This window comes from Neobacillus cucumis (assembly GCF_016908975.1).
In the GTDB taxonomy this organism is placed as follows: Bacteria; Bacillota; Bacilli; order Bacillales; family Cytobacillaceae; genus Neobacillus; species Neobacillus cucumis.
This window is the reverse complement of record NZ_JAFBEX010000001.1, coordinates 384,873-404,758: the sequence shown is the minus strand read 5'-3', so window position 1 is coordinate 404,758 and position 19,886 is coordinate 384,873. Positions and strand designations below refer to the sequence as shown.

Annotated in this window: 15 protein-coding genes and 2 riboswitches; of the genes, 10 read left to right on the top strand and 5 right to left on the bottom strand. The window is 40.1% G+C overall.

What is annotated here, in order from left to right; all coding sequences use genetic code 11:
* Window positions 1–47: 47 nt before the first annotated feature.
* Entirely contained in the window at window positions 48–2,723 is a 2,676-nt protein-coding gene (locus JOC76_RS01875; protein ID WP_205175633.1) for a glycoside hydrolase family 3 N-terminal domain-containing protein, read from the bottom strand.
* Between the two features lie 406 nt (window positions 2,724–3,129).
* Here JOC76_RS01875 and JOC76_RS01870 point away from each other — a divergent pair, with 406 nt between their 5' ends.
* The 5 genes from JOC76_RS01870 to hpaB all read left to right on the top strand — a co-directional run bounded on the left by JOC76_RS01870 (window position 3,130) and on the right by hpaB (window position 8,923).
* Window positions 3,130–4,125 (top strand): LacI family DNA-binding transcriptional regulator, encoded by a 996-nt coding sequence (locus tag JOC76_RS01870; protein ID WP_205175631.1) that lies wholly within the window; start codon window positions 3,130–3,132, stop codon window positions 4,123–4,125.
* A 1-nt stretch (window position 4,126) separates the two neighbouring features.
* The gene (locus tag JOC76_RS01865; RefSeq protein ID WP_205175629.1) at window positions 4,127–4,318 is read left to right on the top strand and encodes a RuvC family protein; all 192 of its coding nucleotides are present in this window, start codon (window positions 4,127–4,129) and stop codon (window positions 4,316–4,318) included.
* Complete coding sequence (locus JOC76_RS01860; RefSeq protein ID WP_205175627.1) at window positions 4,300–5,748, top strand: sucrose-specific PTS transporter subunit IIBC; 1,449 nt, start codon at window positions 4,300–4,302, stop codon at window positions 5,746–5,748. The genes JOC76_RS01865 and JOC76_RS01860 overlap by 19 nt, the downstream gene beginning before the upstream one ends.
* A gap of 61 nt (window positions 5,749–5,809) precedes the next feature.
* On the top strand, window positions 5,810–7,279 hold the full coding sequence (locus JOC76_RS01855) for a glycoside hydrolase family 32 protein (protein ID WP_205175625.1): 1,470 nt from the start codon (window positions 5,810–5,812) through the stop codon (window positions 7,277–7,279).
* Between the two features lie 201 nt (window positions 7,280–7,480).
* On the top strand, window positions 7,481–8,923 hold the full coding sequence (gene hpaB, locus JOC76_RS01850) for a 4-hydroxyphenylacetate 3-monooxygenase, oxygenase component (protein WP_205175623.1): 1,443 nt from the start codon (window positions 7,481–7,483) through the stop codon (window positions 8,921–8,923).
* Between the two features lie 65 nt (window positions 8,924–8,988).
* Here the strand turns inward: hpaB and JOC76_RS01845 are convergent, their stop codons facing one another.
* The 4 genes from JOC76_RS01845 to JOC76_RS01830 form a co-directional block, all read right to left on the bottom strand.
* Window positions 8,989–9,771 carry an ABC transporter permease gene (locus JOC76_RS01845; RefSeq protein ID WP_205175732.1) on the bottom strand — a complete coding sequence of 261 codons (783 nt, stop codon included), beginning with the start codon at window positions 9,769–9,771 and terminating at the stop codon, window positions 8,989–8,991.
* A 58-nt stretch (window positions 9,772–9,829) separates the two neighbouring features.
* Window positions 9,830–10,603: an ABC transporter ATP-binding protein gene (locus JOC76_RS01840; RefSeq protein ID WP_205175621.1), complete on the bottom strand. Its 774-nt coding sequence runs from the start codon at window positions 10,601–10,603 to the stop codon at window positions 9,830–9,832.
* A gap of 170 nt (window positions 10,604–10,773) precedes the next feature.
* On the bottom strand, window positions 10,774–11,793 hold the full coding sequence (locus tag JOC76_RS01835) for an ABC transporter substrate-binding protein (RefSeq protein ID WP_205175619.1): 1,020 nt from the start codon (window positions 11,791–11,793) through the stop codon (window positions 10,774–10,776).
* Between the two features lie 13 nt (window positions 11,794–11,806).
* Window positions 11,807–13,264: an aryl-sulfate sulfotransferase gene (locus JOC76_RS01830; RefSeq protein WP_205175617.1), complete on the bottom strand. Its 1,458-nt coding sequence runs from the start codon at window positions 13,262–13,264 to the stop codon at window positions 11,807–11,809.
* Window positions 13,265–13,707: 443 nt separating this feature from the next.
* Here JOC76_RS01830 and fabF point away from each other — a divergent pair, with 443 nt between their 5' ends.
* The 5 genes from fabF (at window position 13,708) to JOC76_RS01805 (ending at window position 19,858) form a co-directional block, all read left to right on the top strand.
* On the top strand, window positions 13,708–14,952 hold the full coding sequence (gene fabF / locus JOC76_RS01825) for a beta-ketoacyl-ACP synthase II (protein ID WP_205175731.1): 1,245 nt from the start codon (window positions 13,708–13,710) through the stop codon (window positions 14,950–14,952).
* Between the two features lie 206 nt (window positions 14,953–15,158).
* The gene (gene trpB, locus JOC76_RS01820) at window positions 15,159–16,328 is read left to right on the top strand and encodes a tryptophan synthase subunit beta (protein WP_205175616.1); all 1,170 of its coding nucleotides are present in this window, start codon (window positions 15,159–15,161) and stop codon (window positions 16,326–16,328) included.
* 73 nt (window positions 16,329–16,401) lie between these two features.
* Window positions 16,402–16,480: riboswitch (ZMP/ZTP riboswitch) on the top strand.
* Window positions 16,481–16,628: 148 nt separating this feature from the next.
* Complete coding sequence (locus JOC76_RS01815; RefSeq protein ID WP_205175614.1) at window positions 16,629–17,828, top strand: phosphoglycerate dehydrogenase; 1,200 nt, start codon at window positions 16,629–16,631, stop codon at window positions 17,826–17,828.
* A gap of 398 nt (window positions 17,829–18,226) precedes the next feature.
* Entirely contained in the window at window positions 18,227–18,673 is a 447-nt protein-coding gene (locus tag JOC76_RS01810) for a YaiI/YqxD family protein (protein ID WP_205175612.1), read from the top strand.
* A gap of 191 nt (window positions 18,674–18,864) precedes the next feature.
* A riboswitch (cyclic di-GMP riboswitch) is annotated at window positions 18,865–18,952 on the top strand.
* A gap of 33 nt (window positions 18,953–18,985) precedes the next feature.
* Window positions 18,986–19,858, top strand: a complete 873-nt coding sequence (locus tag JOC76_RS01805; RefSeq protein WP_205175610.1) for an amidase — start codon at window positions 18,986–18,988, stop codon at window positions 19,856–19,858.
* Window positions 19,859–19,886 lie beyond the last annotated feature (28 nt).

Genomic DNA, 19,886 nt, shown 5'->3' with positions numbered 1-19,886 from the left:
GGGGACGGTTCTACTGCTTCGGAAGCAGTAGAACCGTCCCCATGATTTTATTTTGTGAGAGAATCTGTAAATTTAGAGGTAGACATTTTCATTGTACATATATTCTTTACTGCTGTTCTCATTGCGTTGCCGAAGTTTACGGGGTCTTGATTGTATTGAGCTGTCATGGTTGCAATAACATCAGGTTTTTGCCAAGCGTATACGCCTGAGAGCATGGCATCATTACCAGCATAAACAGCCAATACTGGACTCATATAGTTAGTGTTAGTTTTCCATGTATATTGGAAGAAATCAGTGACAACAAAGCCATTGAAGCCCCATTCTTTCCGAGCAAGATCTGTTAATAGAGGTTTGCTTGCACCAGCCCAGGTTTGCCCAAGGCTATTAAATGATGACATAATGCCCATGGCGCCGCCCTCTTTAATGCTTATTTCAAAAGGTTTCAAATAGACTTCACGAAGAGCCTGTTCATCTACCCAAGTAAAGACACCATTATCATCACGGTGAGTTTCCTGATCATTCGCTACAAAATGCTTGATGGTCACGACGAGCCCCTTGCTTTTTGCTCCAGCAACCACAGCCGCCCCCGTATTACCTGCAATCACTGGGTCTTCGGAGTAATATTCAAAGTTACGTCCGCCCATTGGACTTCTATGAGTATTCATAGCCGGTGCATACCAAACCTGTGTGCCAAGATCTTTTGCTTCTTGACCTACAGCTACACCCATGTCTTTAGCAAGATTTGTGTTCCAGGTTGATGCCACAGCGGTTTCCACTGGCCAAGCCACACCTGAATCGGTATAGTTAAATCCATTCGTCCCTTTAACAGCAGCAGGTCCATCATTATCGGTAGTTGCGATAATGCCATACTTATCAAGTCCTGCTGTTTGGTAACCGTCATTGGCAATTAAGTCGATCATTTCATCTAAAGTTAACTGATCCAGGAATTTGTCCCAAAGAGAATGATCTTTGTATACGTCCTGAAGCGTAATGACCTTATCATAGGAAACGCCTTGTTTCGCTGCATTCGTTTTATCTGATGTTGTGGTCGGAAGGGTATGAATGGTGCTCGGATCCACACCATAATCAGCTAAAGTTTCATTTCCACTTGGAGATGCAGGATAAGTAGCTTTAGTTGAAGCTCTTGATAAAGTTGTCATCCCCTTATATGTTGTGTCATTTTGGAAAAGGTTTTTAATGGTGGTTCCAGTTTTATTATCTTTATCTAGGACACGTTTTTTGGCAAGATTATAACTTCCTACTGAAGTGGTATGTTCCACATCTGATCCAATCATAATTTCATACTTGCCTGTATCCATTACATATGCGCCATCGCCTTCATTTTTATCATAGGAAGCCATATCGGTTGTAGCATATTGAATGGTTAGTGTCTGTGCTTCGCCAGGCTGTAATTCTTTCGTCTTAGCATAAGCTGCTAAGTCAATCGAAGACTTTTCGACCTGTCCAGCTTTCCAAGGTGCAGAATAATATACTTCTACTACATCTTTGCCAGCTGTATTTCCAGTATTTCTTACTTTAACTTGAAGAGTAATGGTGTCATGGTTCTGGTCAAATGAGACGACATGCTGAGAGAAGTTTGTATAGGAAAGGCCATAGCCGAATGGATACTGAACTTCTTTTTGCTTCCCAAAGGTCTCATAGTAGCGGTAACCTACATATATCCCCTCTTTGTAATCTACATGAAAATACTTCCTTGCAGAATTCGCATTATCTGCATAAGCATAGTCCCCAAAGTTTTGATAGGAAGGAGCTGATTCGACATCATACGCAACGGTATCTGCAAGCTTACCGGAAGGATTCACTGCTCCAGTTAGGACTTCTCCTACGGATTTCATTCCAACCTCGCCGGGGGACCATATGATTGCTGCGGATGTAATTTTGCTGGAATCAATAAAATATGCAGGTGCATTTGTTGTGGAGGTTTTACTTGAATCACCCAGTGCAGTAGTAATAGTCTGAATACCATTTGAATTTGAATAGGTAAGTGTTTCATCCTGTGACAGCCAGCCCATTTCGAGTGTGTTACTGATATTCAATAATACGATTACATTTTTAAAATTTGCCGTCACTTTTGACAGCATTGCGGCCTCATTTTGCTGAAGTTTTAAATCATTCTTTTTTAAATCTGAGCCTTCACTGCCGGAGCGGCTTATCATGACTACAGCTGTATCAGAGTAGTCCTGATACGATTGCCAGTCACTACCAGAGATTTCCGTCATTGGCATCTCGGCATGTGCGGCGGAACTTAGGAACATACCGGTTGCTCCTCCTTCGCCGCTAGAGGTACCGTCAGTCTTATGTTCAGCATACCAATTATTATATTTTTCGTGTAAATTGGAATTGTAACTAATTCCTGCAGCATCGAGTGAATTATAAAAAGAAACAATATTATCGCTCTTTATCGCACCGGATCCGCCTCCGCCGTAGAAAGGATCGATGGTACCAGTGCCAAAGACATTCACCTTAATCCCTTTTTTGTTTGGTGCTTTTAATGGAAGAGTATTTTTTACATTCTTCAGTAACACAATTCCTTCATCTTCAATCTGCTTTGCTACCTTGGAAGCAGCTGCTTTTGTAGCAGGAGTTTCAAGATTTCCGCTAGATGCATAGACTGTCTTTTTCATCATGGGGCCAGAGAAAAGCATAGCTGCTGACAGGGCTAAAACTAATGAAGTTTGTCCAATTTTTTTTATTTTCTTCATTTTTCCCTCTTCTTTCATAATTGAGATTTTTTTAGTTTCATTCAAGAACTTAAGAAACTATGTAGTTTTCTAGATTTAAAGTTGCTCCTTTCTTTATTAGTGGAATCGCTTACATAATAATCATAAACCGCTACTCTAAATCACAGATTAGGAAAAGCATGGACAATATTGCTAATAGCTGGATTATATTGTCATAGGATCATGGGTGGAATCATAGGGACGGTTCTCTTGATTCCATAAAGAAAATACGGGGACGGTTCTACTGCTTCGGAAGCAGTAGAACCGTCCCCATGATTTTCCCCTGATTATTTTACATTCTAAATGACTATCCTAAAGGGAAAAAAGCTTTTATACTAAATAAGAAAATGAAAAAGAGAATTGTTCAGATGAAAATGGGGATGAAGATATGAAGACCATTGCAGACATAGCCCGTTTGTCAGGTGTTGCAAAAAGTACGGTTTCTAGGTATTTAAATGGTGGGTCTGTCGGTGAACTAACTAAAAAAAAGATTGAAAGAGTAATAAAAGAAACAGGTTATGTTCCCAATACATTTGCCCAAAGCTTAAAGGCTAAGAAACCTAATATTATCGGGACAATCGTCCCTCGGCTTGATTCTTATGCTACCTCGCAAACTTTAATAGGAATAGACGAACAGCTAAGAGAACTGAATTACCAAATGCTCATTTCCAACACGAGTCAGGATCTAGAACGAGAAATTGAAAATATATATACGATGGCCAGACAAAAAGTGGCGGGTATTATCTTGTTAGCCACCCAAATCACGGATACACACATCGAAGCTTTCCAGACATTGCAAATACCCATTCTCCTCGTTGGGCAGCAGCATCAAGATGTATATAGTGTCATTCATAACGATTTTGAAGCTGGCTATGATATTGGCAAATATGTAATGGCCAAAGGACATCGGAAAATAGCCTTTTTAGGTGTGACAGAAAACGATATTGCAGTCGGTGTAAACAGAAAAGAAGGATTTAAAAAGGCTATTCAAGAGGCCGGTGACTGTGAAGTAAAATATTATGAGACAAGCTTTAGGATGGCAGAAGCGATTAGAAAAGCACCAGAAATTATTGATGAGTTCAATCCTTCTATCCTAGTTTGTGCCACCGACAACATAGCGCTCGGAGTTATAAAAGCTGCCCATTTAAAAGGGATTCGAGTACCAGAAGACATATCCGTTACCGGATTTGGAGGATATGATGTAACAGAGATTATCCATCCCAGCTTAACAACGGTTCAGTTTTTCTATAAAGAGGCAGGACAATTGGCTGCCCAAAGTATGGTGAAATTAATTAATAATGAAGAATTAACTCCCCTTCTTGTATCAAAACATAAAATAATTGAACGAGAAAGCGTTGACAAATTAGCGAATCATAAATTATAATATGTTTGGAATCGGTTCCAAAAAGAACCGTTTTTCAAAACATAAAAATAGAACCGGTTCCAAAACTTGTGAACCTCTTTTTTTAACCCTCAATGGAACCGGTTCTATTTTTAGAAAATTTATCAATGATTTGGGGAAACATACTAAAAAACCTATAACAAAGGAGAATGAATCATGGACCACAAAAAGATAGCTAAAGCTATTTTGGAAGCAATTGGCGGTAAAGAAAATGTCTCAGCTGCAGCACATTGTGCTACTCGACTCCGTTTAGTATTACATGATGAAGAAAAAGTAAACCAAGAAGCATTAGATGCTATTGAGACGGTCAAGGGGACGTTTTCTACAGCTGGACAATTTCAAATTATTTTAGGTTCGGGGATTGTCAATGAAGTATATAAACGGCTTGTAAATCTTACAGGGATAAATGAGATGACAACGAGTCAGGTGAAAAATGCTGGGGCGAAAAAACAAAACCCATTATTGCAATTAGTAAAACTGCTTTCTGATATTTTTGTTCCCATTATTCCAGCCATTGTTGCGGGCGGTCTATTGATGGGATTAAATAACTTACTTACAGCTAAAGATTTATTTATTGATGGAAAGTCTTTAATCGATGCCAACCCAGGAATTGCCGACCTAGCGGCGATGATTAATACGTTTGCGAATGCCGCATTTGTATTTTTACCAGTATTAATAGGGTTTTCTGCAACAAAACGATTTGGCGGAAATGCTTATTTAGGAGCCGCTCTTGGCATGATTATGGTGCATCCGGATTTGTTAAATGCGTATAGCTACGGAGCCGCTTTAGTGGATCATAAAGTACCCGTCTGGCATATACTCGGATTTGATATTGAAAAGGTAGGATACCAAGGCACAGTGTTACCCGTGTTAGCCGCATCTTTTATTCTAGCAAAAATTGAAATTAGTTTACGTAAGGTAATTCCTTCTGCATTAGATAATCTATTGACACCACTATTATCGATTTTGGTAACGGCTGTTTTAACTTTTACCCTTGTAGGACCAGTTATGAGGACAGCTGGCAACCTCTTTACGGATGGACTTGTTTGGCTGTATGACACAACAGGATTTGTCGGCGGTGTAATTTTAGGGCTATTCTATGCACCAATCGTAATCACAGGTATGCATCAGAGCTTTGTGGCTGTTGAAACACAACTTATTTCTGATATCGCCAAAACGGGTGGATCGTTTCTTTTCCCAATCGCGGCGATGTCTAACGTAGCTCAAGGTGCGGCAACTCTTGCAGTATTACTTGTGACCAAAGATAAAAAGCTTAAGAGTCTTGCTTCAGCTTCAGGAATTTCAGCACTACTAGGTATTACTGAGCCTGCGATGTTCGGAATCAACTTAAAACTGAAATATCCGTTTATAGGAGCGATTATTGGATCTGGTGTCGCTTCAGGCTTTGTCACATTTTTTAAGGTAAAAGCGATTGCGTTAGGAGCTGCGGGTCTTCCTGGAATCATTTCAATGAAGCCTGGTTCCATTCTATATTATGTGATTGGAATGGTCATTTCGATAGCTGTAGCCTTTACTGTTACCCTTATATTAGCGAAGTATGATGCTAAAAAAAATAATGTGAATATTGAGAAGTCAGTAGCATAAATCAATCAGGATGAGGGGGAATCAGATGATTCTCCTTTATTGGTTAAAGGAGTTTGACAGCATGGAATGGACTAAGGAACAGCGTTATCGAAAAATAGAGGATGCCAGCAAGGAAGAATTATTGAAATTGCGTTCGGAAGTGATGGAATGTAAGTGGCGGCAAACCTTTCATATCCAACCTGAAACAGGTCTATTGAATGATCCAAATGGTTTTTCTTACTATAACGGTGAATATCACTTATTTTATCAATGGTTTCCATTTGGACCAGTACACGGGTTGAAGTATTGGTATCACACGAAGTCAAAGGATTTGGTTCATTGGTCGAACGTTGGGATTGGAATTGAACCATCTAATCGCTACGATAGCCATGGTGCTTATTCAGGAAGTGCCATCGAACATGATGGGAAATTGCATTTACTTTATACCGGCAATGCCCGTGATGAGGAATGGGGAAGACACCCTTATCAATGCCTTGCCACTATGGATAAAACAGGGAAAATTGAAAAGTCGTCGGAGCCTGTGATTGATAAGGTGCCGATTGGTTATACGGACCACTTCCGTGACCCTAAAGTCTGGAAAGAAGGAAAGGAATTTTATGCGGTCATTGGTGCACAGCGGGAAAATGAAACTGGTTGTGTAGTTTTGTATCGCTCATTAGATTTACTTCATTGGGAATTTGCAGGGGAAGTCCAGACCAATTTACCTTCGTTTGGCTATATGTGGGAATGCCCAGATTATTTTGTACTGCAGGATAAAGGTGTCTTGATTTTTTCTCCTCAGGGGTTAAAACCGGATGGCGATCATTACCATAATATTTATCAATCAGGTTATCTTCTTGGTACTCGCTTGGATGTAAAGGATCGAACATTTACGCATAATGCTTTTCAGGAGTTAGATAGAGGCTTTGATTTTTATGCTCCACAAACAATGATAGCACCAGACGGCCGCCGAATTTTAATAGGGTGGATGGGATTGCCGGAAATTGATTATCCGACAGATCAAAGCGGTTGGGCCCATTGCTTGACGTTACCCAGGGAAGTAACGATTCGCGGTGACAAACTAATCCAACAGCCAGTAAAGGAACTTCAATCTCTCCGTAAGGAACAACAACAGATTCGAGATGTCTTGGACCAGGAAAAGAAGGTGTATAATCATTTCACTGGAACGACCTTTGAAATGGTTTGTGAATTTGAAGATTTTGATGCGGATGAATTTGGTATAGAGTTCAGAGCAGGAGATAATGAAAGAACCATTCTTAAATATGATGCACGCCAGAAAAAGATTGTATTAAATCGGACTCATTCTGGGGCACCGGTCGGGGAAGCATTCGGGACAGAACGGAAGTGTTCACTGGATGCCCCTAAAATTAAGTTTCATTTATTTGTGGATATCTCTTCTGTAGAAATTTTTATCAATGATGGAGAAGAAGTATTTACGAGCCGGATTTTCCCTAAAACAGACAGCAGAGAAATTCGTTTCTTTGCGGAGGGTGGCAGCACGTTATTCCATGCGGCCAAATGGGATATTTAGAATCTTGGAATCATGGGGACGAATCATGGGGACGGTTCTACTGCTTCGGAAGCAGTAGAACCGTCCCCATGATTCCCATGTTTTCACCCATTTTAAAACAAGGCTTTTCCAACAGGAACAAGCTGTCCTTACTTTCAATAAAATAAGACTAACTATGCTAGTACGATTTGGAAGTATCTCACATAAGGGAGTAAGGAGAAAATGGGAATCATTAATGGAAAAGAGTTTATTGATCGTTTAAATAAGATGAAAAATGAAATTTGGGTTGATGGGGAAAAGGTCAAGGGGAAAATATCTGAGCACCCTGCCTTTAAAGGGATACTGAACTCAAAGGCATCTCTTTATGATTTGCAAAATGACCCTTCTCTTAAACCGGAGATGACTTTCTTTTTACCAAATAAAGAAGAACCGATTGGCATGTCGTATTTGCAGCCAAAAACAAAAGAAGATTTAAAGAGTAGAAGAAAGATGATTGAACAATGGGCGCTTTCTACCCATGGATTAATGGGAAGAAGTCCGGATTATATGAATACTGCAATTATGAGTTTCGCCTCATCAGCACCCCTATTAAAAAATAGAAAAAATTGCTTCCCTGAAAATATTCAATCCCTATATGAAAGAGCCATGGATGAAGACCTCTCGTTCACACATACATTTATTACACCCCAAGTAAATCGTTCCCAAGGCTATTTGGAATACTCTGACCAGCCAATCTCAGCTAAGGTTATCGATCGAAATGAAAAAGGAATTGTCATAAAAGGGGCTCGGTTACTTGCTACTCAAGGTGGTTTAACGGATGAGGTGTTGGTCATTTCGGCTCCAAGTTTATTTCTTGATACCGATGAAGCCTTTGCCTTTTCCATTCCTTCCAATACAAAAGGATTAAAATTTATTGGCAGAGAGTCTTTTGTGGGGGGAGAATCATCTTTTAATCATCCGCTTAGCTCTCGTTATGAGGAAATGGATTCGATTGTTGTTTTTGATAATGTACTAGTCCCATGGGATCGAGTATTCTTCTACGATAACGTGGAAGCAGCGATAGATTTCATGAATCGAAGTTCCTTTCATACCTTTGCTTACCATCAAGTTGTCACAAGACAAATCGTTAAAACAGAATTTATCCTTGGCGTGGCTCAACTTCTGGTCCAAACGATAAATGTAAGTGAGTATCAACATATTCATGGGAAACTATCCGAAATCATTGTAGGTCTTGAAACGTTGAAAGCGCTGTTAGAAAAGTCAGAGAATGATGCAGAAATAGATGAGTGGGGGTTGATGCGTCCTAGTATGATGCCCCTGCAGGTAGCCTGTAACATTTTCCCGCAAATATATCCCCGTTTCAGCGAAATTGTTCAATTGATTGGGGCTAGCGGGATGGTGTCATTACCAAGCGAGAAAGCCTTTGATTCTGAAATTAGGGCAGACCTGGACCAATATCTCCAAGCACAATGTATGACGGCTGAGAACCGAGTTAAGGTCTTCCGCTTGGCATGGGATCTTACTATGAGCTCATTTGGTACAAGACAAACCCATTATGAACGATACTTTTTTGGTGATCCTATCCGCTTATCCAGTAGTTTATATAGAACCTATTCAAAAGATCGCTATGTTGATAGAATAAGTGAATTCTTAGAGTTAGATTGAAGTGAAGGAATCAAAGGGACGGTTCTCCTGCTTCCGGAAGCAGGAGAACCGTCCCCATGATTCTATTACTTTTTGACGACTTGATATCGTTTGAGTACGACTTTCCCAATTAGGGTTAGGACCCGGTCCATGAAAAAGCCCATTAAGCCAAGTGTGACGAGGCCGACGAAGATCCAGTCGGTTTTAAAGTAGAGTCTTGCATTCCAAATCATGTAGCCAATCCCTTCATTCGCGGCAACCATTTCAGCTCCCACGATGGCCATGAAGGAGGAGCCCATTGCAAGTTTAGCTCCAGTGAAGATATAGGGTAGTGAAGCAGGAATGATAATATGGAACATGATTTGCACTTCTGATGCTCCCATGCTTCTTGCGGAACGAATTTTATCTTCTTCCACAAACAGGACGCCAGTAATCGTATTGATGATTACGATAAAAAAGGTGGCATACATAATTAAAAAGATTTTGGATTGCTCACCAATTCCGAACCAAAGCATGAATAAGGTAATAAAGGCAAGGGGAGGAATAAAGCGAACAAAGTTGATAATCGGATCGAGCAAAACTCTAAGACCTGTGAATCGACCAATCAATAAACCAATTGGGATGGCAATCAAATTCCCTAGCGTCCAACCAATAATCACCCTTAAAAAGCTGGCCCACATGAAATAGAACAAGGATCCATCTTTGCTAAGGTCCACCGCGCCTTGCCAAACGACTAATGGACTCGGCAAAAACTGGGGATCAGAAAGGGCAGCAGCAATGCTCCAAATCAAAAGGACTACTAGCCAGCCTAACAAGCCACTCTTTAAGATCAGTTTTATAAGAGAAAACTGGAATCGAATTTTCGGCATGGAAGTTTGGTTTCTTTTTATTTCGTTTCTTTGTGCGTACACTTCTTTTTCCCTCCTTTTAATCAAAATGTGATTGGATTTGTTGATAAAGATGATGAAATTCTTTGTCTGTGAAATCTCTTGGATAGGCTAAAGGAATTTCATATACTGTAGAGATATTGGAAGAAGGACCAACAGACATAACACCAACTCTTTGACCAAGTAAAAGTGCTTCTTGAATGTCATGGGTAACAAAAATAATCGTTTTATTCGTTTCTTTCCAAATTCTCACCAATTCTTGCTGCATCGTTCGTCGGGTCATGGCATCTAGAGCGCCAAAAGGTTCATCCATTAGTAGAATATCAGGGTCATTGGCTAACACCCGTGCTAATTGGACACGCTGCTTCATTCCTCCAGAGAGTTCCTTTGGAAATTTCCCTTCATGTCCTTTTAAGCCAACAAGTTCAATAAAGGAGGAGGATTTTTCCTCCCGAATGGTTTTTCGAACTTTCTCCATTTTTAACCCGAACTCCACATTTTCTTTAACGGTTAACCACGGAAAGAGGGCGGAATCAGCTTGCTGGAAGACAACGCCACGATTTCTACCAGGCTTATGGACTTTTTCATTATCTACTAAAATATCTCCAGCCGTATTTTTAATAAATCCTGCTATGATGCTAAGCAGTGTTGACTTTCCGCAGCCGCTGGGACCTAGCAGGATATAAAATTCACCGCGTTCAATCGTTAAATTTACATTCTCTAAAATATAGGTAGAATTCCCATTAAACGATTGAGATAACCCAGAAATAGAAATTACTGGGGGATTTTCAATTTCTTTAAGGGCAGTATTCATAAGGCCCCCTCCTTTTTTAATAGTATAAAAGTTTTGGACTTTGAGAATTGTCTAGCACTAGCGCCTAGCCCTGGATGGTCAACAGCCAATCTGTCCAAAAGGTTAAAAAGCAACCTTTCGGGCGGCTGGTCTTATGCTGGACAGGGCTGATCAAGGCACTTATGCTTTTCTTAATAGTTAACAGACTCAGGTAATGCCTTTTTAAGTGGATCTAAACTCAACTTATCATCCAAATTAAAAGACTTGCTCAATATCCCTTTATCTTCCATCCACTTTTTCATATCCTCTAAATGGGCAGCATCTTCCTTGGTAAAGCCGAGAACATAATTATTTCTATCAAGATCCTTTAAAACACCGTCTTCTGGTAGTTTTAGTTGTTCAAATGCAAGCTTGGCTGTGTCTTCTTTATGATCTTGAACATATTGGACCCCTTCGTTGAGGGCTTTTAATGCATTTTCAACGGCTTTAGGATTTTCTTCAACCAACGATTTCTTAGCAAGAAGATAACTATCAATCGTTACTCCAGCTCCAGTTAAATCATCAATTTGATGAACACCGCTAATGCTTTTAAATTTTTCTAAAAGGGCACCGCTCACCCATACTGCATCAATATCTCCTTTTTTCACACCAACAATCGCTTCATCTGGTGTACTATAAGGAACATAGGTGACATCTTTTTCGCTTAAATCATGGGCTTTCAGATACTGCGCCCAAACGTATTCATTAACGGTTCCTTTATTGACTCCTATTTTCTTTCCTTTTAGGTCAGCAGCGCTTTTAATATTGCCAGTTGCAAGCAGTTGATTGGCCTTTTGAGTCTTTTCATTTCCTCTCGTTAGGGTTGCTACTACTACCAAATCTCCCTTTGCCAATGAATTAATGGCAACATAATCAGCGGCAATGCCGGTATCTGCTTGCTCTGTTAAAACAGCATTGATCGTATCTACGCCCATGGCAAAATTGGAAAGCTTAGCATCGACATTTTGTTGTTTAAAAAAGCCTTGTTTTTCGGCTTGCCTAAATTGAAGCGAGCCTCCTGCAGCTGTATCGATGGCCATTCGAATGGTATTGGATTCTTTGCCGTTTGCTTTTGCACTCCCCGAACTTTGATTCGAGGAGTTAGAGCATCCGGCTATTAGTAAACTAGTAAATATAGAAAATAGAATAATAGAAGATTTTATCTTTTTCATTTTATTCAGCCCCTTAGCTATTATCTGTTTGGCGTTTAATGGTTTCATCTATTCTTGCAACGCAAAGTGCTCCTTCTTCATAAGATTCTTCGGTACCTGCAACCGAAACGACGGAATCGGTGCCGATACCTGCCGCATTCGGTACTCTAAATGTTGCCACATCGAGAGGCACAATCTCCTTTTCATCTGGTTTTTCAAGCTGTGGCACCCATTCGTATGGCAGGCGGTATGCACGATAAACCATATTGGAGTTTCGACCGTTTTTATAAGGGGAGATATACTCCCAAACAAGTTCATGTTCGCGTGTTACCTCGAATATTCTGCCGTCTGCTCCTTCCGTTATCAGCGTGTTTCCATTAGGAAGCCTTTGGGCTGAACTGATATACGGGCTGTAAAACCGGTATGAATCTAGTGGTGCTTGGAACCCAGCTTCCGTAGGGGTATATTGCCATTCAATTTCAAGTGTTACTGGATTGATTTCTAAGATTCTTGAGTGGTCACGAACCGCATTTTTTATACCATAAGGAGATGCAGGATTCGGATTACCATAACCACCCCAGCCGCCATTATCAAATACAAGCAGATTTCCTTCACCTGGCAAGCCTTGCGGAATAATATGGGCATGATGCTGCCCGATAATCCATCCGATATGCTTCACATCTGGAGTCGAATAATCCGGTCCAAGTTTCCAAACGATTTTTCCTGACTTTTTATCAATAATCGCAATGATATTGGATTCTCGGGCATCCCAGATAATGTTATCGGGATGGAATCGTTCGTCACCTTGATCGTAAAATTTATTAGGTCCAATTGTAGACATGGAGTTAATATGCATCCAATCTCCGTCTGTATCATTTCCGAAGCCCCTTAAATTCGGATCACGGAATAAAACATTTTTGGCACTTTCATCAAATCCAAGCTCATCGAAATGATCACTTACAGACCATTCCCAAAGGATATTTCCTTCCCAATCAACTTCAACGATAACGTCATCTAAGAGTGGTTTGTCAGAGATTTCAGGCTTATGGACGTTTCGGTGAGCTAAAATCAGGGTATTTCCGCTGTTTACTTTTGATTCTAATCCCGGAACATAGTATCCAACGGGGTTTCCTTCACGCTGGTAATCATGATGGGCTCTCGCCATCCATTGTGGTTCATGACCGGGGTCCTCAATGTACTCAAGCCCGTCAAATTTCCAAACAATATTACCATCCCAGTCTACTTGAACTAAATCTGCTTCATCTTGAAAACTAAATTTAGGATCCCGTTGTTTTGTATGCCCCAAAACATAACCACCTGGGAGCACTTTATTCGGAAACCCGCGAAGCCCTTTCCATAAGTGAACTTCTTTTCCATTCATATCAATTAATAAGGCGCCATGATCGGCTGCTTGAAAAATCGTGTAACCGCTCCAAGCTTTTTGAGGATTAAAAACAGTTGCTCCTGTTGGATAAATAGATGGATGACCCATAATAAACACTCCTTGTTTTAAAATGTGATAAATAAAAAAGGATACAGAGATGATTAAGAAACTATCATTTCCATATCCTTTGGTTGACCAGTGGGATAAGTTTGCTATTTTATTTTTTACAAGATCCCTCCTGTTTTATAGAAATAAAAAAGGATACAGAAATGAATGAAAAAAATCATTTCCGTATCCTTTGGTTGACCAATTGGATATTTCTATTACCGTGTTAGAAATCTTTTATTAGTTGTTAGTTTAATCTAATTATTCCGATTAATCAAGTAGGTTTAATAAACTTTTGGGAATTTTTTTAAAACGAACACGGGGACGGTTCTCCTGCTTCCGGAAGCAGAAGAACCGTCCCCATGATTCCCCATGATTCCCTATTTGTCCAACTACCCTGAATTAGTTAAAATGTAATGGAATGATAAAAAAGGGTGGGAGAGAGCATTAACATGAAGAGAGTTGTGATTACAGGTATTGGAGCTGTCACTCCTTTGGGGAATGATGCTTTTACAACATGGGATAACATTAAAAATGGAGTATCAGGTATTGGACCTGCGACTTTGTTCGATGTAGAAAAAGTGGATGTTAAAATAGCTGCGGAAGTAAAAGATTTTGCACCAGAAGCTTTTATGGATAGAAAAGAAGCAAGAAGAGTGGGGCGTTACAGTCAGTTTGCCGTGGCTGCAAGTAAAATGGCTGTTCAGGATGCAGGAATTAAAATCGGTGTCAATATACAACCGGAACGGGTCGGTGTTTGGATTGGATCCGGAATTGGAGGCTTAGGAGAATTCGAGGAACAGCATCAGAAATTTATTGAAAAAGGCCAAAGAAGGGTGAACCCTTTTACTATTCCGATGCTTATCCCAGACATGGCTGCAGGACAAGTTTCTATTGAACTTGGAGCCAAAGGAATGAACAATTGTTCCGTTACAGCATGTGCGTCCGGGGCCAATTCGATTGGTGATGCCTTCCGCGTCATTCAAAAGGGAGATGTGGATATGATGATTGCCGGTGGCACAGAAGCGACGATTACAGCAATGACCGTTGCCGGTTTTTCAAATATGACGGCTCTATCAAAAAATCCAGATCCAAACACAGCGAGCCGCCCTTTTGACAAAAACCGGGATGGATTTGTCATTGGTGAAGGTGCTGGAATTTTGGTCCTTGAAGAATTGGAGCATGCTTTATCCCGTGAAGCTCGGATATACGGTGAACTGGTTGGCTATGGGGCAACAGGTGATGCCCATCATATTACAACCCCTGCTCCTGAAGGAGAAGGTGCCCAGCGTGCTATGAAATTAGCGTTAGCGGATGCCGGAATCGCGCCGGAACAAGTGGATTATATCAACGCACATGGTACATCCACCGCTTATAATGATTTATATGAAACAATAGCCATTAAAGAAGTGTTCAAAGAACATGCGTATCAACTTTCTGTGAGTTCTACTAAATCAATGACAGGTCATATGTTAGGGGCAACGGGTGCAATTGAGGCTATATTTTCACTTTTAGCCATTAAGGAAGGCATTATCCCGCCAACTATTCACTATGAGACACCTGATGAACAACTTGACTTAGATTATGTTCCAAACGTGGCAAAGAAAAAGGATGTACAAGTCGTTCTTTCCAATTCATTAGGTTTTGGCGGACATAATGCAACATTAATTTTTAAGAAATTTTCCGAATAACAATAGCTGCTTTTCAGATTTCCTCAAAGTCTAAAATAGGTACCTTTGGTCCATTCCCAAAGGTACCTTTCTCATTTTTAAATCATTTATTATTTCCAAATAAAAATAGTTTGCTAGAAAGAGGTAAGATGATAGAATAATAAAATAATAGTTAGAATATTCCGCAATCAATTTTTGAGGACAGATTCAAAGGAGACGAGAAGAGCATGGAGAAGGTAAGTGTCGAGAAAAAGGGATACTTTGGTGAGTTTGGCGGAAGTTTTATTCCAGAGGATTTACAGAACGTCATGAACGAACTGGAAGAACAGTTTTTGCGCTATAAGGATGACCCGGAATTTATTAAAGAATATAAGTATTACTTAAAAGAATATATAGGAAGAGAAAATCCTCTAACATACGCCGAAAATATAACGGAAAAAATAGGCGGTGCAAAAATTTATTTAAAACGTGAAGACTTAAATCACACAGGAGCCCATAAAATCAATAATGCCATTGGGCAGATTTTACTAGCCAAACGAATGGGCGTTAAAAGAATTATTGCGGAAACAGGCGCAGGTCAGCACGGTGTCGCCACTGCAACCGCATGTGCTATGTTTGGAATGGAATGTGTAATCTATATGGGCAAGCTAGACACCGAACGCCAAGCCCTCAATGTTTTTCGCATGGAATTACTTGGCGCTAAGGTTGTTCCAGTTTCAAAGGGCCAAGGCCGCCTAAAGGATGCTGTGGATGAGGCATTAGGAGATTTAGTCCAAAACTATAAGAATACCTTCTATTTATTAGGATCAGCTGTTGGACCGCATCCTTATCCGACAATGGTCAAACATTTTCAATCAATTATTAGTGAAGAATCCAAACGCCAGATCCTTGAAAAAGAAGGGAAACTGCCAACTGCTGTTATTGCATGTGCTGGTGGTGGAAGTAATGCGATCGGCGCATTTGCCCATTATATTGATGAAAAAGATGTCCGCCTAATTGGGGTTGAACCAGCGGAAGCACCAAGCTTAAGTGAAGGAGTTCCGGCAGTTATCCATGGGTTTAAATGTTTGACACTGTTGGATGAAAATGGTGATCCAAAACCAACTTACTCGATTGCAGCGGGACTTGACTATCCTGGAATAGGTCCAGAGCACAGTTACTTAAAAACAAGTGGAAGAGGCGAGTATGTAACGGTTACAGGACAGGAAGCGTTAGATGCTTTTCTATTCCTTAGTAAGACAGAAGGGATTATTCCAGCTCTAGAAAGTTCTCATGCGGTAGCTTACGCTGTTAAACTAGCAAAAGAATTAACAGCGAATGATGTGTTAATTGTGAACTTATCCGGACGTGGGGATAAAGATGTAGAGCAAGTTTTTGATATGTTAAAAAATAAATAGGATCTGCCCATAAAGTGAAATTTTTACTAATTGAAAAGTATTCGAATATTTGATATTATAAAAACAGTTGAAAAAGGCTATGTGTGACTGGCGAAACACGGATCACCGTGAGGGAGCACATAGTGTCGAAGCCGTTCGCCTGGGCAGAGGTAAGGGAATCATTGTTTTCCCTTACCTCTTTCTGTATATTAGGAGGCGGTCACCTGTAATCTTCTATTTATGTGAAAAATAGGATTTTTCTATGACGTTAGGATGAATGAAATTTATTAAAAATATCATATCTAAAGAGAGGTATACAAGATGAGCACACTAGTGGTAGACAACGTGAAAACAATTAAAACATTGAATAACATCGCAGAAAGCGGGTTAAAGGTATTTAAAAAGGGAAACTTTACAATTGACAATGAAAGTGAAAACCCTGATGCAATTGTTGTTCGTAGTTTTAATATGCATTCACTCGAATTCGGTGATCAATTAAAGGCAATCGCTCGTGCTGGGGCGGGTACCAATAATATTCCTGTCGACAAATGTACTGATAAAGGAATTGTTGTTTTTAATACACCAGGTGCTAATGCAAATGCGGTAAAAGAAATGGTATTAACTACATTGATTTCTTCATCTCGTAACCTTTTTGACGGTGTGGCTTGGACAAAGACGTTGGTAGATGAGGGCGACCAAATTCCGAAGCTTGTAGAAGCAGGTAAAAAACAATTTGTAGGAAAAGAAATAAAAGGAAAAACGCTTGGTGTTATCGGATTAGGTGCCATTGGTGCCCTTGTAGCAAATGATGCACTTGACCTTGATATGGACGTAATCGGGTTTGACCCATTCATCTCCGTCGATACTGCTTGGAACTTGTCACGTAATGTACAGCGTGCGATGACAATGGAACAGTTATTTGCTGAATCGGACTATATTACGGTTCACGTTCCATTAACAAATGATACAAAAGGAATGTTTAACCAAAAAGCATTCAGCATTATGAAGCCTGGTGTTCATATCCTAAACTTCTCACGTGGTGAATTAGTGAACGAAACGGATATGGGTGTTGCATTAGAAGAAGGAATCGTTGGTAAATATATTACGGACTTCCCGAATGAAACAGTGTTAAAATTGAAAAACACCATTTCCATACCACATCTTGGAGCATCAACAGCAGAATCAGAAGAAAACTGTGCAATTATGGCAGCTCGTCAGTTGAAGGAATTTTTGGAAACAGGAAACATCAAAAACTCAGTTAACTTTCCAAACGCTGAGCTTCCATATACCGGACAAAGACGTGTCGCAGCTTTCCACAAAAACATTCCAAATATGGTTGGACAGATCACTTCAGCTATTTCAAGCTACAACCTGAACATTGCTGACATGGTAAATCGCAGCCGAGGCGGATATGCATATACAATGATTGACATTGAAGATCAAGTAAACGGCGAAATCATTCCTGGATTGGTAGAAAAAATCAACCAAATTGAAGGAATCGTAACAGCTCGTATTATCTAATTAATTAAATTAGAAAAGCGAAAGCGCCTTGATCAGCCCCGACAAGCTTAAGACGCTCCCAAATGGAAGGCGCTTTTTGCCTTCATTTTGGGAGTGGCTTAAGACCTCGAGGGGCTAGGCGCTGAAGCTAGACAATTCTCGAAGTGATTTTTATACTTTCTTATAATTATAAAAAAAGCACAGGGACGGTTCTCCTGCTTAAAGAAGCATTAGAACTGTCCCTGTGCTTTTTCATTATGAATTGGTGACTTTCATAATAGACTCTAATTTGTTGCCGTTTTCATAATTCTCCTGCTCTAGAAGCAATAGAACCGTCCCTTTGTTTACCCCATTTGACAAAAGCTCAATTAATCAATAGTATCACTATTAATTCGAACTTCATTACAGGAGAGATAGAGATGAAAGTTTATGTAGATGCTGACGCCTGTCCAGTAAAGGATATTATTATTTCTGAAGGAAGGAATGCAAACATCCCTGTGATCCTAGTAACAAGCTTTTCCCATTTTTCCAATGTGGAACAACCATCAGGAGTAGAAACTATTTATGTGGATTCTGGTGCTGATGCTGCCGATTACCGAATTATGAAGTTAGCAGAAATGGGAGATATTATTGTGACGCAAGATTATGGTCTTGCATCGCTAGGATTAGCAAAAAAATGTATAGTCCTTCATCATAAAGGATTTAGCTATACAAATGAAAACATTGATCAATTATTACAAACAAGGTATTTAAGTGCAATGGCTCGAAAAAGCGGAAAGCGAACAAAGGGGCCCAAACCTTTAACGGAAGAAGATCGGGAGCAATTTAGAAAACTTTTTAAACAAGTTATCCCACATTATGGTTGAAATCATGGGGACGGTTCTCCTGCTTCCGAAGCAATAGAACCGTCCCTTTGATTCTATTAAGCCACTCCCAAAATGAAGGCAAAAAGCTCCTTCCTTTAGGGCACGTCTTACGCTTGTCGGGGCTGACCAAGGCGCTTGCGCTTTTCTTATTCCAGGATATTAAAAAGTAAAGTATAATAAAGAAAATATAATTTTGAAAAAGGCAAACTTCTCCTAAAGGGAAGGACGCAAAGCCATGGGCCTAAGTGTAGTAATACGTATGGTTGTCAGGTTCCATTCTGTGAGCCTTGGGTTACAGAGTGGAGGATTAAAATGAAAAATGTAGTGATGGCAGCGGTTATTTTTTTCGCCATTTTTGCAAATGGTTGGGGAGGTAGTGCCAAAGCTTCGGAAACGGAAACACGTGCGACCTGGTTATGGAACCCTTGGGAAATTGTGAATGATGAAGCAGGCACACTCACTTTTCTTAAAGGCAAGAACGTGAACAAAGTGTATGTGCAAATTGATCGTGATATCCCAATCACTGTTTACCAGAGCTTTATTGAAAAAGCATCTGCCAAAGGCATGAAGATTTACGCACTTGAAAGCGGTCCGAATTGGGTTGCGCCAAAAGGCGATCAAAACTTAGATCAATTGATGAACTGGCTAAAGACTTATCAAAATGGATCTTCCGAACTTCAAAAGTTTGATGGCGTCCACTTAGATGTTGAACCATATTTATACAGCGGCTGGTCCACAAACCAGGCTGCAACCATTAAATCTTATCAAGCCTTATTGTTAAAGGCGAATAGCAGTGCAACAGGTATGGGCCTTCCACTTGAAGCAGACATCCCGTTCTGGTTTGATGGAGTTCCCTATAAAAACATCTATGGAAAAGGGACTCTTGCTGAATGGGTGATTATAAATACAAATAGCATTACAGTTATGGCTTATCGGGATTCAGCCTCATTGATTATGGACCTGGTTAAAGCTGAAATCTCTCTTGCTGGAAAATATAATAAGCAGCTAGTAATTGGAGTGGAAACAGGACAGACCGATGAAGGTGATGAAATCTCCTTTTTTGAAGAAGGAGAAGTGTATATGAATCAGGAGCTAGCCCAAGTTGAAAGCTTTTATGACAATACAGCTGGGTTCGGCGGAATAGCAGTTCACCATGTGGACAGCTGGAAGACCATGAAACCTTAAAACAGAAGCAGCAACCATCGATGTGATG